Genomic DNA, 15061 nt, shown 5'->3' with positions numbered 1-15061 from the left:
GGCTTTTCCCGTTTGACAACGGGGCGGGATGTACCGTCACACTCCGCAGCGTCACCACCACCCGACCCCGGGACTACGGCCTGGGGAGGCCCCAGCGTCGACCGGAGAGAAGAGCGAAGTTGTCCCCGACCAGCGAGACCGCACAGGGCGGCCGCCGACTCGTCATCGTCGAGTCGCCTGCCAAGGCGAAGACGATCAAGGGCTACCTGGGCCCCGGCTACGTAGTCGAAGCGAGCGTCGGGCACATCCGCGACCTCCCGAACGGCGCCGCGGAGGTGCCCGAGAAGTACACCGGCGAGGTACGCCGCCTCGGCGTGGACGTCGAACACGACTTCGAGCCGATCTATGTGGTCAACGCCGACAAGCGGGCCCAGGTCAAGAAGCTCAAGGACCTGCTGAAGGATTCCGACGAGCTCTACCTCGCCACCGATGAGGACCGCGAGGGCGAGGCCATCGCCTGGCACCTCCAGGAGGTGCTCAAGCCCAAGGTCCCGGTCAAGCGGATGGTCTTCCACGAGATCACCAAGACCGCGATCCAGGCCGCCGTCGCCAACCCGCGCCAGCTCAACCAGAAGCTCGTCGACGCCCAGGAGACCCGCCGCATCCTCGACCGCCTCTACGGCTACGAGGTCTCGCCGGTCCTGTGGAAGAAGGTCATGCCGCGCCTGTCGGCCGGCCGTGTCCAGTCCGTCGCCACCCGACTCGTGGTCGAGCGGGAACGCGAGCGCATCGCGTTTCGTTCTGCTGAGTACTGGGACCTGACGGGCATCTTCGCGACCGGCCGCGCGGGGGACTCGTCGGACCCGTCGTCGCTGGTCGCCCGCCTTCAGACCGTCGACGGCAGGCGGGTCGCGCAGGGTCGCGACTTCGACTCCCTCGGACAACTCAAGAGCGCGAACACCCTCCACCTCGACGAGGCGAACGCCCGCGCCCTCGCCGCCGCCCTGGAGCAGACGCAGTTCGCCGTCCGGTCCGTCGAGTCCAAGCCCTACCGCCGCTCGCCGTACGCCCCGTTCCGTACGACGACGATGCAGCAGGAGGCCAGCCGCAAGCTCGGCTTCGGCGCGAAGGCCACCATGCAGGTCGCGCAGAAGCTGTACGAGAACGGCTACATCACCTACATGCGTACGGACTCCACGACGCTGAGCGACACCGCCGTCGCCGCGGCCCGAGCCCAGGTCACGCAGCTGTACGGCGCCGACTACCTGCCGTCCGCCCCGCGCACCTACGCCGGCAAGGTCAAGAACGCCCAGGAGGCGCACGAGGCGATCCGCCCCTCCGGCGACCGCTTCCGCACGCCTGCCGAGACCGGGCTGACCGGCGACCAGTTCAGGCTCTACGAGCTGATCTGGAAGCGGACCGTCGCCTCCCAGATGAAGGACGCGACGGGCAACAGCGTGACGGTGAAGATCGGTGGCACTGCCGCCGACGGCCGCGACGTCGAGTTCAGCGCCTCCGGCAAGACGATCACCTTCCACGGCTTCCTCAAGGCCTACGTCGAGGGCGCCGACGACCCGAACGCCGAGCTCGACGACCGCGAGCGCAGGCTGCCGCAGGTCGGCGAGGGCGACCGGCTCAGCGCCGAGGAGATCACGGTCGACGGGCACGCCACCAAGCCCCCGGCCCGCTACACCGAGGCCAGCCTCGTCAAGGAGCTCGAAGAGCGCGAGATCGGCCGACCGTCGACGTACGCGTCGATCATCGGCACGATCCTGGACCGCGGCTACGTCTTCAAGAAGGGCACGGCACTCGTCCCGTCCTTCCTGTCCTTCGCCGTGGTCAACCTCCTGGAGAAGCACTTCGGGCGGCTCGTCGACTACGACTTCACCGCCAAGATGGAGGACGACCTCGACCGCATCGCCCGCGGCGAGGCCCAGTCCGTGCCGTGGCTGAAGCGGTTCTACTTCGGCGAAGGCACTCACAACGGCAGCGCGGCGGACGCCGGCAACGGCGACGGGGACCACCTCGGCGGCCTCAAGGAACTCGTCACCGACCTGGGCGCGATCGACGCCCGCGAGGTGTCGTCGTTCCCGGTGGGCAACGACATCGTGCTGCGCGTCGGCCGCTACGGCCCCTACATCGAGCGCGGCGAGAAGGACACCGAGCAGCACCAGCGCGCCGACATCCCCGACGACCTCGCGCCCGACGAGCTGTCCGTCGAGATGGCCGAGGAACTGCTGGCCAAGCCCAGCGGCGACTTCGAGCTGGGTACCGACCCCAAGTCCGGCCACGAGATCGTCGCCAAGGACGGCCGCTACGGCCCGTACGTCACCGAGGTGCTCCCCGAGGGCACCCCGAAGACCGGCAAGAACGCCGTCAAGCCGCGCACGGCCTCCCTCTTCAAGTCCATGTCGCTCGACACGGTCACCCTTGAGGACGCGCTCAAGCTGATGTCCCTGCCGCGTGTCGTCGGGACCGACGCGGACGGCGTGGAGATCACCGCACAGAACGGCCGCTACGGCCCGTATCTGAAGAAGGGCACGGACTCGCGCTCGCTTCAGGCCGAGGAGCAGCTGTTCACGATCACGCTGGAGGAGGCGCAGGCGATCTACGCCCAGCCCAAGCAGCGTGGCCGGGCGGCCGCCAAGCCGCCGCTGAAGGAGCTGGGCACCGACCCGGTGAGCGAGAAGCCGGTCGTCGTCAAGGACGGTCGCTTCGGGCCGTATGTCACCGACGGGGAGACCAACGCGACCCTGCGCTCCGGCGACAGCGTCGAGACGATCACCCCGGAGCGCGGCTACGAGCTGCTCGCCGAGAAGCGTGCCAAGGGACCCGCCAAGAAGACGGCGAAGAAGGCCCCGGCGAAGAAGACGGCCGCGAAGAAGGCCGCCCCGGCCAAGAAGACGGCCGCCAAGAAGACCGCGGCGAAGAAGACGACCACGGCGGCGAAGAAGACGGCCGCGAAGAAGGCCACGGCCTCGAAGTCGTCCGGCGAGGACTGAGCGCGAGGGATCCGGGTCGCAACCGGGCCCGTTCCGGGGCCCGTTGAGGGCCGGGTCCTTCACTTCCGGTTCGCAAAACGAACGCCTCGGCATCAGTTTGGTGTCGAGGCGCGCGTACGTTCGGGCGTGCGCGTCTGGCTGTCAGTGCGTCCCGATAGGCTGAAAGCATGACGCGAGCCGAGCAGCCAACGGCCCCCCACACGGCCTCCGACGACGCACTCGCAGTGGACTCACGCGAGCGCGCTGTCCGCGCGCTGCTGCGCCGACCGCAGCTCAAGCGGCTGTGGAGCGCACAGTTGGTGGGGGGTGTCGGCGACATGCTCGCCCTCCTGGTGCTGGTCCTGCTGGCGCTGCAGGCGGCGATCACCGAGGGCTCGTTCGGGGGTGGCTACCGGGGCGTGGCGTTCGCAGTGGCGACCGTCTTCGGCGTACGCATCCTGGCCACGCTCCTCTTCGGGGCCATACTCCTCGGTCCGCTGACCTCGCTGACCTCCCAGGAAGGCGTGCTCGACCGGCGCTGGACCATGATCGGCGCCGACGGACTGCGGGTCGCCCTGCTGATCGTCGCGCCCCTGTGGATCGACTGGACCCCGGACAACGCGCTGGCACTTCTGCTCGTCACCGTCTTCGTGACCGGCGTCGCCGAGCGCTTCTGGACGGTGTGCCGGGAGAGCGCGGCGCCCGCGCTGCTGCCGCCCCCGCCACCGGAGGGCGCGACGGTACGACCGCTGCCCGACCACCTGGACGCCCTGCGCCGCCTGTCGCTGCGCACCAGCTTCGTGGCGGTCCCGCTGGCCGCGGCCGCGCTCGTCGGCGCCGGCCTGCTGAACAACCTGCTCGGCGCCGGGCTCGACTGGTTCGAGCAGCACCAGGCGGCCCTCGGGTCGTATGTCGCGGCCGGACTGTTCGCCGCGTCCCTGTCCGTGCTGACCTTCCTGGAGCTGCCCGACACACGCACCCCGCGGGCACGGTCCCCGCTCGAGGGCCTGCGCCGGCCGAAGACCGGCTCCGGCATCGACAAGGGCCGTACCGGCGCGATCGCGCTCCTGGTGACGGCCTGCGCGGCGGTCGCCGGAGCGGTGGCGGCGGCGGTCGCCGTGGCCGTGCTGCACGCCAAGGACCTGGGTGGCGGGCCGGTGCTGTACGGCCTGCTGGTGCTCGCGCTGACCGGCGCCGTGGTCGTCGGCATCCGTACGGCCCCCTCCGTGCTGCCCGCCCTGTCGCGGCGCCGCCTGCTCGCGCTGGCGATCGCCTTCACCGGCATCGCGCTGCTGGCCGCGGGACTCGTCCCCGATGTCACCACCGTCCTGCTGATCCTCGCGCTGGCCGGGATCGGCGCGGGCGTGGCCGCCAACACCGGGCACACCCTGCTCGACCAGGAGGCCGAGGAATTCCGCAAGGCACGCACGACGGAGCATCTGCACGCGGTCGTACGGGTCTGTGTGGCGCTCGGCGCGGTGATCGCACCCCTGGTGGCCGCGCTCATCGGGCCGCACCGGCTGGAGAGCGGCAAGTTCGTCTTCGCGCACGGCGGTGCGGCCTTCACGCTGATGCTGGTCGGCGCGCTGCTGCTGCCGGTGGCCGCACTGGTGCTGGCCAAGGTCGACGACCGTTCCGGCGTGCCGCTGCGCCAGGACCTGCGGGACGCGGTGCTCGGCGGGGACGACCCGGAGCAGGTGCCCGCGACGACCGGCTTCTTCATCGCCCTGGAGGGCGGCGACGGCGCCGGGAAGTCCACCCAGGCCGAGGCGCTCGCCGAGTGGATCCGGGGCAAGGGCCACGAGGTCGTCGTCACGCGCGAGCCGGGCGCGACACCCGTCGGCAAGCGGCTGCGGTCGATCCTGCTGGACGTGTCCAGCGCCGGACTTTCGCACCGCGCGGAGGCGCTGCTGTACGCGGCGGACCGCGCGGAGCACGTGGATACCGTGGTCCGCCCGGCCCTGGAGCGCGGCGCGGTCGTCATCTCGGACCGGTACGTCGACTCCTCGGTGGCCTACCAGGGGGCGGGCCGCGATCTGTCGCCCACGGAGATCGCCCGCATCAACCGCTGGGCCACCAACGGCCTGGCACCCCATCTGACCGTGCTGCTCGACGTCTCGCCGGAGATCGCCCGTGAGCGGTTCACCGAGGCGCCGGACCGGCTGGAGTCGGAGCCGGCGGAGTTCCACGCGCGCGTGCGCTCCGGCTTCCTGACGCTGGCCGCCGCCGACCCCGGCCGCTATCTGGTGGTCGACGCGGGCCAGGAGCCCGAGGCGGTCACGACGGTCGTCCGGCACCGGCTCGACCAGATGCTGCCGCTGTCCGAGGCCGAGGTCCAGGCGCAGGAGGAAGCGCGCCGCAAGGCCGAGGAGGAGGCCCGCCGCAAGGCCGAGGAAGAGGCCGCCCGCAAGGCCGAGGAGGAGCGCCTGGAGCGTGAGCGCCAGGAGCAGCTCGCCCGGCTGCGCGCCGAGGAGGAGGAGCGCAAGCGCCGCGAGCTGGAGGAGGCGCAGCGGCGCGAGGCCGAACGGCAGGCGGAGGAGGCCCGGCAGCGGGCCGAGGAAGCGCGTCGGCGTGCCGAGGAGGAGCGTCAGCGGCTCCTCGCGGAGGAGAAGGTGCGCGCCGAGGAGGAAGCGCGCCGCAAGGCTGACGAGGAGCGCCGCCGCAAGCAGGCCGAGGAAGAGGCCCGCATCCACGCCGAGGCCGAGGAGCGGCGCCTGGAGAAGCAGCGCAAGGCGGAGGAGGCCCTGCTGCGGGCCGAGGAGGCACGGCGCCTCGCCGAGCAGGCGGCTGCCGCTGCGGAGGCGGGTCCGAAGGCGGAGGGGCCGGGGGCCGGGACCGGCTTCAAGGACGCGGCGACGGTGCCCACGCCCGTCGTGACGCCGGAGCAGGCGCGAGGCGGGGCCTCTGCCTCCGACGAGACGACCGTGCTGCGCCCGGTGCGCGACGAGGAGCCGCCGGAGACGGAAGGCGAGCAGTCTGCTTCCCCCCGTCCCGCCAAGGAGTCCGAGTCGGAGGTGACGGCGAAGCTGCCGCAGCCGCCGGTGCCTGGCGGGGCGGCGGACGAGACGGCGGTGCTGCCGCCGGTTCCTTCGGGGGCCGCGGATGAGACGGCGGTGCTGCCGCCGGTTGTGCCAGGTGCCGCGGACGAGACGGCCGTACTGCCTCCCGTACCGGCCGACGAGCCCGGGGGCCGGGTTCCGCCCGGGTACTTCCGCGACGAGGAACGTACGCGTGAGATGCCCCAGGTCGACGAGGAGGGCGCCCCGCGGCGCAGGGCCCGGTCCGACTGGGCCGAGGAGACTCCGCTGGACGATCTGCCGACGCTGGCGGACGAGCTCCTCGGGCCGCATGAGGACGAGTACGACGAGGACGGGGGCCGAGGGAGGGGCCGGCGGCGCTGAGGTCGGCGGTCCGAGAGGAACGGCCGACGTGACTGCGCGCACCCGTTGTCAGTGCCGCCCCGCACAATGGATCTCACAAGGCGAGGTGTGACGAAAGGCGGGCGTGGCCCATGACCGTATGGGACGACCTGGTCGGCCAGGAGCGGATCAGTGAGCAGCTGACCGCTGCCGCTCGGGATGCCGACGCCCTCGTCACCGCCGCCGCCACCGACACTCCGCCCCCCGAGGCGTCCAAGATGACGCACGCCTGGCTGTTCACCGGGCCGCCCGGAGCGGGCCGGAACCAGGCGGCGCGGGCCTTCGCCGCCGCGCTGCAGTGCGTCAGCCCCGACCGGGCGCTCGGCGGCGCCCCCGGCTGCGGGTTCTGCGACGGATGCCATACGGCCCTGGTGGGGACGCATGCCGACGTCACCACCGTCGCCGCCGTCGGCAGCCAGATCCTCGCCGACGACATGCGGGACACCGTCCGCAAGTCGTTCACGTCCCCGGCGAACGGCCGCTGGCAGATCATCCTGGTCGAGGACGCCGAGCGGCTGAACGAGAAATCGGCCAACGCCGTGCTGAAGGCCGTGGAGGAGCCCGCCCCCCGCACCGTCTGGCTGCTCTGCGCGCCGTCCCTGGAAGACGTCCTGCCCACGATCCGCTCCCGCTGCCGCCACCTGAACCTGAGCACCCCCTCGGTCGACGCCATCGCCGACATGCTCGTACGCCGGGAGGGCATCGAACCCGCGGTCGCCGCCGCGGCGGCCCGCGCCACCCAGGGCCATGTCGACCGGGCCCGCCGCCTGGCCACCGACCCGGCCGCCCGCGAGCGCCGGGCCTCCGTCCTCAAGCTGCCGCTGCGCCTCGGCGAGGTCGGCGCCTGTCTCAAGGCCGCGCAGGAGCTGGTGGACGCCGCCGCCGAGGACGCCAAGCAGCTCGCGGAGGAGATCGACGCCAAGGAGACCGAGGAGCTGAAGGCGGCGCTGGGCGCGGCCCAGGGCGGCAGGATGCCGCGCGGCACGGCGGGCGTGATGAAGGAGCTGGAGGACAAGCAGAAGCGGCGCCGTACGCGCACGCAGCGCGACAGCCTCGACCTCGCGCTGACCGACCTCACCGCCTTCTACCGCGATGTCCTCGCCCTCCAGCTCGGGTCCCGTATCGCCCTCGCCAACACCGACGCCGAGGACGCGCTGGAGCGTCTGGCCCGCGACAGCTCTCCGGAGGCGACGCTCCGCCGTATCGAGGCGATCGCAGCCTGCCGCGACGCCCTCGACGGCAATGTGGCGCCGCTGCTGGCGGTGGAGGCGATGACGATGGCCCTCAGAGCGGGCTGAACCGACGACGGCCCCGGGCGTCGTTCCCCATTGATCAACAGGAGGTTGACCGTGTAACCCGTACGAGCCGTGCCGTGCACGCACGGCATCCAAGTCGCTGCACAGAGTTACGCTCGCCTGATGTACACCGTGCGCAGCTCTCCAGCCAGCCCAGCCCCGAGCCCGAGAGGGCCCGGCGCACGCGACCGCCGCTCCCACCGCGGGCGAGCGGGCACGCTCGGCGTCTTCCTCGCCGCCACCGCGCTGCTCGCCTCCGCCTGCACCTCCGGCGGGTCGACGCGCGCGGGGAGCCCGGCGGCCGAGGCCGCGCTGGCCGCGCTGCCGCAGTCGACACCGGCCGCGCTCACCACGTACTACGAGCAGAAGCTGACCTGGCGCAGCTGTGGGATGCCCGGCTTCCAGTGCGCCAGCATGCGGGCACCGCTCGACTACGCGAAGCCGGAGGCCGGGGACACCAGGCTCGCCGTCGCCCGCAAGAAGGCGACGGGCCCGGGCGAGCGGCTCGGGTCGCTGCTGGTGAACCCGGGCGGGCCGGGCGGTTCGGCGATCGGCTACCTCCAGCAGTACGCGGGGATCGGCTACCCGGCAGGTGTGCGCGCCCGGTACGACATGGTCGCGGTCGACCCGCGCGGTGTCGCCGGTAGTGAACCCGTCGAATGCCTCAGCGGCCGGGAGATGGATGCGTACACGCAAACGGACTTCACGCCCGACGACGGCGAGGAGACCGGTGAACTCGTCCAGGCGCACCAGAAGTTCGCGGAGGGCTGCGGTGCGGACGCGCCCGGTCTGCTCCGCCATGTCTCCACCGCCGAGGCCGCCCGGGACATGGACATCCTGCGGGCGGCGCTGGGCGACAAGAAGCTGACGTACGTGGGGGCGTCGTACGGCACCTTCCTCGGGGCGACGTACGCCGGGCTCTTCCCGGACCGGGTGGGCCGGCTCGTCCTGGACGGCGCGATGGATCCGTCCCTGCCCGCCCGCCGTCTCAACCTCGACCAGACGGCGGGATTCGAGACGGCGTTCCAGGCGTTCGCGCGCGACTGCGTACGCCAACGGGACTGCCCGCTCGGCAGCAAGGCGGCCGACGTGGGCCGCAACCTCAAGGCCTTCTTCGGGAAGCTCGACGCACGGCCCATCCCGACCGGTGACGCGGACGGCCGCAAGCTCGGCGAATCCCTCGCCACCACCGGAGTGATCGCGGCCATGTACGACGAGGGGGCCTGGCCGCAGCTGCGCGACGCGCTGAACTCGGCGATGCGGGAGAACGACGGAGCGGGCCTCCTCGCCCTCTCCGACAGCTACTACGAGCGCGACGCGGACGGCCGCTACACCAACCTGATGTTCGCCAACGCGGCAGTCAACTGCGTCGACCTCCCGCCGGCGTTCTCGACACCCGACGACGTCCGCAAATCCATCCCCGCCTTCGAAAAGGCGTCCCCCGTCTTCGGCGAGGGCCTCGCCTGGGCGACCCTGAACTGCGCCTACTGGCCCGTCGCCCCCACCGGCGAACCCCACCGCATCGAGGCCAAGGGCGCGTCCCCCATCGTCGTGGTCGGCACCACCCGCGACCCCGCCACCCCCTACCGCTGGGCCCGCGCCCTCTCCGGCCAGCTCTCCTCCTCCCGCCTCCTCACCTACGACGGCGACGGCCACACCGCGTACGGCCGAGGCAGCACCTGCATCGACAACACGATCAACGCATACCTCCTCCGAGGCACTCCTCCGACCGAGGGAAAGCGCTGCTCATAGCCTTGATCACGGGCCCAGAGGGTGCTGGTACGGAGCACCCTCTGAAACTGTGTAGACTTACCGGCGTTGCCGATCGCACCATAGTGCGGACGGCGTGCCGCCTTAGCTCAGATGGCCAGAGCAACGCACTCGTAATGCGTAGGTCTCGGGTTCGAATCCCGAAGGCGGCTCCATCAAACCCCAGGTCAGCGTGACTCTGACCTGGGGTTTTCTGTTGCTCGGGGCAAGGCGCGTCACACGGCCGGAGTGCCGTGGGATGGCTTGCGGAGCGATGCGTGAGCGGAGCGCCGCAGGACCTATTTCTCGGGCTTCCCGCGCTTGGCCTTCCTCTTGGCCTTGGCCTGGGCGTTCGCCTTGTCCTTCGGCTTGTCGTTGCCCTTGCCGTTCTTCTTGGCCCTGGCCTCCTTCGCGGCCTTGCGGGCCGCCTGTCGGGGGTTGTGCGGACTCCTGCAGATCGTGCGGTGGCCGCGGGCCATGGCGTAGACCCTGCCCGCTGGCGGGCGATGTTCGACCAGGTGATGGCCCACCCCGCGGGTCGGTTCGGGCGGGTCGAACTCCGGGCGACCGCCCGCGCCTATGTGCTGGGACTGCTGTCCGGCACCGAGCGGAAGAACTGCCGGCGGCTGGCCGAACGGGCCGGTCATGTCCGGCCGGGGCCGATGCAGCGCCTGCTGTGCTCCGCCCGCTGCACAGGTCCAACTGGCGCAGATACCACCAGGCCACAGCCCGACGCTGCCACTACCAACGACGATCCGCCGACGAACTCGCCAGATAGATCATGAAACCGCACTGGAGTACCGGGGGCCTGGCCATCTGCGGTGGAGCCAACACCACCTGACGCAACAGTCGGCCCACCGGCGGCCCTTCCTGCTCCCGCCTGGCCCATACGGTCCACCGAATGAACCGACGACCGTCATGGGGAGTCAGGGGCAGGCTCTGGTGGCGTCCGAAGCCCGCGACGGTGATCCGGATCAAGGACAAGGACTTACGCGTTCGCGTCGCGGAGCGTGCGCAGGATGCGCTCGAGGTGGCGGCGGTCCTCGGCTGAGAGTGGTCCGGCGAGGTGGTTGCGCAGGTGGGAGACGTGGGCGGTCAGTGCATGGTCGAGCGCCTGACCGCCCTTGTCGGTCAGTACGGCGAGTGCGGCTCGTCGGTCGGCAGGATCGGGGTCGCGGCGGATGAGTCCTTCCTTTTCCATGCGGTCGGCGAGCCGGGTGAAGCCGCCCGAGCTGAAGGACACGGCCTCTGCCAGGTCCGTCATGCGGAGCTGGTGGCCGGGGGTGCGGCCCAGTCGCAGCAGCACTTCGAACCAGGTGTGCGGTACTTCGAGATCGCGGTTCACCAGGGGCTTGATACGGCTGTAGGCCTCCACGAAGAGACCGAAGAGTGTCACGTCGTCGTCGTTCAGCAGTTGCTCGTTCACTCCTCAAGGATGACAGAAGGACATGATCGGCAGAAGCTGCCGTTGCAATATCTGCTTCTGCAGATATATTGTCTGCGTCGGCAGATACTTAGCCGTGTCCACCCCACAGATGTGGAGTCCGCCCCATGGGAAAGCGCATCCTGGCCGCCTTCGGCGTCGTAGCTCCCATGGAGGCCCAGTTGCGGGCGCCATACCGGCAGGCCGTGGCCGAAGACGGCCGGCTCGTCGTCTTCACCGGTGGTGACAGGTCTGGGCACGACGGCGACTACCTCAAGAACGCGTTCGAGAAGACGTTCCCCAAGACGAAGGTCGACATCGCCGGCGACCTCAGCAAGAACCATGACGCCCGCGTCGACCGTCAGGCCGCCGAGCACCACGTGGTCACCGACGTCGTCCACCTGCAGACCCTCGACGACTTCCCGCGCTGGAAGAAGGAAGGGTCACTGGCGAACTACAAGCTGGTCGGCTGGAACAAGGTCCACCCGCAGATCAAGGAGCAGGCCGACACTTACCGCTTCGACCACCTGAAGGAGCCGCTCGCCCAGCACCCGAGGTTCGTGGGCGGTGCATCCGGGACTCCGCCGACCTGGTGGGTACCGGCGACCACGTGGCGGACTTCGGCAGCGGCGGCAGCGGCGGCAGCGGCGGCAGCGCCAGCGGTCTCTCGACGGTCACCCCGCCCCGCAAGTCCCCCTGGGTGGCCTGGCCGCAGACCGGCGCCCCTCCTCAAGAACGCTCCGCACCAGGCCGCCGTCAAGCTGTACCTGGGCCGGCTGCTGTCCAAGGACGCGCAGGAGCACGCAATCGGCACCTGGAGCGCCCGCACGGACGTCGCCCCGCCCGCCGGCCGCAAGGGCATCTTCGACCACGCCACCATGAACCCGCTCGGCCTCGGCCAGTTCATGAGCGACCGCGCTGCCCTCGACCGTTACGAGGCCCGCCTCAGCCTCTACATCGGCGATGTACACGGCGCCAACTCGTCCGACCTCACGTCCTCAGCCTCCACCCGATCGGCCAGCAGGGCACCCAAGGCTGAACCCCTGCTCGACACGGGCTGCCCACCTCGACCCGGTTCACGCCGTACACCTCGCCGCGAGGCGATTTCCCCGACCATCACCCTTCACCCGAGGAAGCACGCATGAGCACTCTCTCCTTCAAAGTCCTCGATCTCGACTTCCCGGCCGGCAGCAAGAACAAGACGGCCACCCTCGTCACCGGTGAGAACGAAGCACTGCTGGTGGACGCCGCCTTCACCCGTGCCGACGGCCACCGCCTGGCCGCCGAGATCCTCGACTCCGGCAAGACGCTGACCACCGTCTTCGTCTCCCACGGCGACCCCGACTTCTACTTCGGCGCCGAGGTGATCGCCGACGCCTTCCCCGAGGCGAGGTTCGTCGCCACCCCGATCGTCATCGAGCACATCAAGCACTCCTACGAGGGCAAGCTGAAGGCCTGGGCGGCGCTCGGCCCGAACCTCCCCACCCGCCTGGTCGACCTGGAGCCGCTGACCGGCGACCTCACCCTGGAGGGCCACCGCTTCGAGCTCAGGGGCGGCCCGGTCGGCCTGCCCGACCGCCACTACCTGTGGCAGGCCGAGTCCCGCGCCCTGCTCGGCGGCGTCCTCCTCTTCCAGCAGGAGCACGTCTGGGTCGCCGACACCCCCACCCCCGGCGACCGCGCCGCCTGGATCGACCTGCTCGACGAGATGGCCGCCCTCGACCCGGAACTGGTCGTCCCCGGCCACCGCCTCCCCGGCACCGCGGCCGACGGCTCCGCGATCACCGCCACCCGTGACTACCTGATCGCCTTCGAGGAGGAGCTGGGCAGGGCCGCCGACGGTGCCGCGCTGAACGGCGCCCTCGTCAAGCGCTTCCCGGACAACGGCATGCTGATCGCCGCGCAGATCGGTTCGAAGGTCGCCAAGGGCGAGATGAAGTGGGGCTGACCATGAGCGGGTCCACCGCATTCACCACCTCTCCCGCGCCCGCCGACGTCGTACGCCGCCAGTACCTGGCCTCCGCGGCCGGTGACCTGGACGCCCTGCGGGCCACCCTCGCCCCGGACGTGGAGTGGACCGAGATGGCCGGCTTCCCCCTCGCCGGCACCTACCGCACCCCCGACGGCGTCACCTCCAACGTCATGGAACAGCTCGGCAAGGACTGGGACGGCTGGACCGCCCACGACGACACCTACGTCGTCGACGGCGAGAACGTCGTCGTCCTCGCCCGCTACACCGCCGTCAACAAGGCCACCGGCAAACCCATCGACGTCCGCGTCGCCCACCACTTCACCGTCCGCGGCGGCCTCATCGTCCGCTTCGAACAGTTCGTCGACACCGCCCTCGTCCGCGACGCCATGACCGGCTGAACACCCCGACCGAATCACCGCACGACAGGAGGGATCCGCATGTCCGCAGCCGACAACAAGGCACTTGTCGTCGCGTTCTACGAGCAGGCCTTCAACGACTACCAGCCCGAGCAGGCCGCCGCCGCGCACCTCGGCGAGACCTACACCCAGCACAACCCCGAGGCACAGGACGGCCCGCAGGCCTTCGTCGGCTACGTCCACTGGCTGCGCGGGCAGTTCCCCGACCTGCGCCTGGACATCAAGCGCACGATCGCCGAAGGGGACCTCGTGGTCACCCACAGCAACCTGCACCTCAAGCCCGGTGACCGCGGCATGGCCGTCGCCGACTTCTGGCGCGTCGCCGACGGCAAGATCGTCGAGCACTGGGACGTCATCCAGGAAGTACCCGAGAAAAGCGCCAACGACAACACCACGTTCTGAGTTCCGCGTCCGCATGCGTGCCGGGACGGGTCGTCGTCACGATCCGTGCGACCCACCGTCCGCTCCCTTGATGTGTCCGCCGAGGAACCCGCGCGTTGACGTCGGCCCTCCAGGCGGAGCGGACGGCTCGGGGCGCGCAACATGTGCGCCTCCTCTCCACTGATCATCCCCTCAGTCTCCGATGACCAGGTCGCGGCCGTCCTGAGCCGCGCTTCGCGTTGTCGGTACGGCGTCCCATCCGGGCGCCGCCACACCAGTTCCGTTTCCCGTCAGAAGGGCTATTCACCATGACCAGCCTTCCCAGCCGACGCCGTCTGCTCGTCACCGGCGCGGGCGCCGCGCTCGGTTTAAGCGCAGCCGCCGCAGTCTCTCCCGCAACGGCCTCTCCCGCCGCAGCGTCCGCCGACACCCGGAAGCCGGTGGGTGGCGAGGAGACCCGCACGCTCGACGAGCTGTACCAAGCCGCCCTCGCGGAGGGCGGAAAGCTCGTGATCTACGCGGGTGGTGACGTCTCGACGCAGGCGGACGGCCTGCGCACCGGCTTCAAGAACCGCTTTCCCGAAATCGATCTGACGGTTGTCGTCGACTACAGCAAGTACCACGACGTCCGGGTGGACAACCAGTTCGCCACCGACACCCTCGTGCCCGATGTCGTACAGCTGCAGACCGTCCAGGACTTCGTGCGCTGGAAGGCGCAAGGGCGTCTGCTCGCTTACAAGCCGGCCGGATTCTCGCAGGTGTACGCCCCCTTCAAGGACCCGCATGGTGCCTGGGTCGCCGTGCAGGTGAGTGCCTTCAGCTTCATGTACGGTCCGGCGGCGGTCGGTTCGGACGTGCCCACGAGCCCGCTCGACCTGGTCGACGCCAAGTGGAAGGGGCGGATCGCCTCCTCCTATCCGCACGACGACGACGCGGTCCTCTACCTCTACGCGCTCTATGTGCAGAAGTACGGATGGGACTGGCTGGCACGACTGGCCGCCCAGGACCTGCAGTTCGCCCGCGGCAGCTTCAGCCCCAGGGAGGCCGTCACCAATGGACAGAAGGCCATAGGCATCGGTGGCTCCGGCGCGCCCCTGGCCTCCGGGCCCGTCAAGTGGGTGCTCCCTGAAGGGGCGACGCCGTTCATGTCCTGGGGGCAGCGGGCCGCGATCCTGAAGCAGGCCAAGAACTCCACTGCTGCCAAGCTCTACCTCAACTGGCGGTTGTCCACCGGAGAACAGCAGGCCGCCACCAACGGCTGGTCGGTCCGCACGGACGTCACTCCGCCCACGGGCCTGAAGCCCGTCTGGCAGTACCCGAACAGGAACCTCGACGGGTTCCCCCGCTTCATGGCCGACCGCGCCGCGGTCGAGCGCTGGAAGCAGACGTTCGCTCTCTACTTCGGAGAGGTCAAGGGAGACCCGACGCCGGGCTCGCTCGGACTGCATCCGGGCGCCTGACCGCCGACCGATGCCGCCCGGCCCC

11 protein-coding genes and 1 tRNA gene are annotated in these 15061 nt (G+C 70.6%); 10 read left to right on the top strand and 2 right to left on the bottom strand.

Annotated elements, in window-relative coordinates; all coding sequences use genetic code 11:
- Nucleotides 1-119: 119 nt before the first annotated feature.
- The 5 genes from topA (at nucleotide 120) to IE325_RS39160 (ending at nucleotide 9560) form a co-directional block, all read left to right on the top strand.
- Entirely contained in the window at nucleotides 120-2942 is a 2823-nt protein-coding gene (gene topA / locus IE325_RS39180) for a type I DNA topoisomerase (protein WP_190074948.1), read from the top strand.
- Nucleotides 2943-3109: 167 nt separating this feature from the next.
- On the top strand, nucleotides 3110-6322 hold the full coding sequence (gene tmk, locus IE325_RS39175; protein WP_190074947.1) for a dTMP kinase: 3213 nt from the start codon (nucleotides 3110-3112) through the stop codon (nucleotides 6320-6322).
- A 110-nt stretch (nucleotides 6323-6432) separates the two neighbouring features.
- A complete protein-coding gene (locus tag IE325_RS39170; RefSeq protein ID WP_190074946.1) occupies nucleotides 6433-7638 on the top strand; it encodes a DNA polymerase III subunit delta' in 1206 nt (401 codons plus the stop codon).
- A gap of 120 nt (nucleotides 7639-7758) precedes the next feature.
- A complete protein-coding gene (locus IE325_RS39165; protein WP_190074945.1) occupies nucleotides 7759-9387 on the top strand; it encodes an alpha/beta hydrolase in 1629 nt (542 codons plus the stop codon).
- 96 nt (nucleotides 9388-9483) lie between these two features.
- Nucleotides 9484-9560, top strand: a tRNA-Thr gene (locus IE325_RS39160).
- 123 nt (nucleotides 9561-9683) lie between these two features.
- Here the strand turns inward: IE325_RS39160 and IE325_RS39155 are convergent.
- Both IE325_RS39155 and IE325_RS39150 read right to left on the bottom strand, forming a co-directional pair.
- The gene (locus tag IE325_RS39155) at nucleotides 9684-10031 is read right to left on the bottom strand and encodes a hypothetical protein (RefSeq protein ID WP_190074944.1); all 348 of its coding nucleotides are present in this window, start codon (nucleotides 10029-10031) and stop codon (nucleotides 9684-9686) included.
- A 341-nt stretch (nucleotides 10032-10372) separates the two neighbouring features.
- Complete coding sequence (locus tag IE325_RS39150; RefSeq protein ID WP_190074943.1) at nucleotides 10373-10810, bottom strand: MarR family winged helix-turn-helix transcriptional regulator; 438 nt, start codon at nucleotides 10808-10810, stop codon at nucleotides 10373-10375.
- A gap of 125 nt (nucleotides 10811-10935) precedes the next feature.
- Between IE325_RS39150 and IE325_RS39145 the strand changes: the two genes are divergently transcribed.
- The 5 genes from IE325_RS39145 (at nucleotide 10936) to IE325_RS39125 (ending at nucleotide 15036) form a co-directional block, all read left to right on the top strand.
- Nucleotides 10936-11952 (top strand): hypothetical protein, encoded by a 1017-nt coding sequence (locus tag IE325_RS39145; protein ID WP_190074942.1) that lies wholly within the window; start codon nucleotides 10936-10938, stop codon nucleotides 11950-11952.
- Entirely contained in the window at nucleotides 11949-12755 is an 807-nt protein-coding gene (locus IE325_RS39140; RefSeq protein ID WP_190074941.1) for an MBL fold metallo-hydrolase, read from the top strand. Before IE325_RS39145 ends, IE325_RS39140 begins: the two co-directional genes overlap by 4 nt.
- Before the next feature lie 2 nt (nucleotides 12756-12757).
- Nucleotides 12758-13177, top strand: a complete 420-nt coding sequence (locus tag IE325_RS39135; protein ID WP_190074940.1) for a nuclear transport factor 2 family protein — start codon at nucleotides 12758-12760, stop codon at nucleotides 13175-13177.
- A gap of 39 nt (nucleotides 13178-13216) precedes the next feature.
- Nucleotides 13217-13597: a nuclear transport factor 2 family protein gene (locus tag IE325_RS39130; protein WP_190074939.1), complete on the top strand. Its 381-nt coding sequence runs from the start codon at nucleotides 13217-13219 to the stop codon at nucleotides 13595-13597.
- 287 nt (nucleotides 13598-13884) lie between these two features.
- The gene (locus IE325_RS39125) at nucleotides 13885-15036 is read left to right on the top strand and encodes an ABC transporter substrate-binding protein (RefSeq protein ID WP_190074938.1); all 1152 of its coding nucleotides are present in this window, start codon (nucleotides 13885-13887) and stop codon (nucleotides 15034-15036) included.
- Nucleotides 15037-15061: the final 25 nt, after the last annotated feature.

The sequence above is a fragment of the Streptomyces lanatus genome, from assembly GCF_014655715.1.
Classification (GTDB): Bacteria; Actinomycetota; Actinomycetes; order Streptomycetales; family Streptomycetaceae; genus Streptomyces; species Streptomyces lanatus.
Note: the sequence above shows the minus strand (reverse complement) of the source record. Positions and strands in the feature narration are given on the sequence as shown.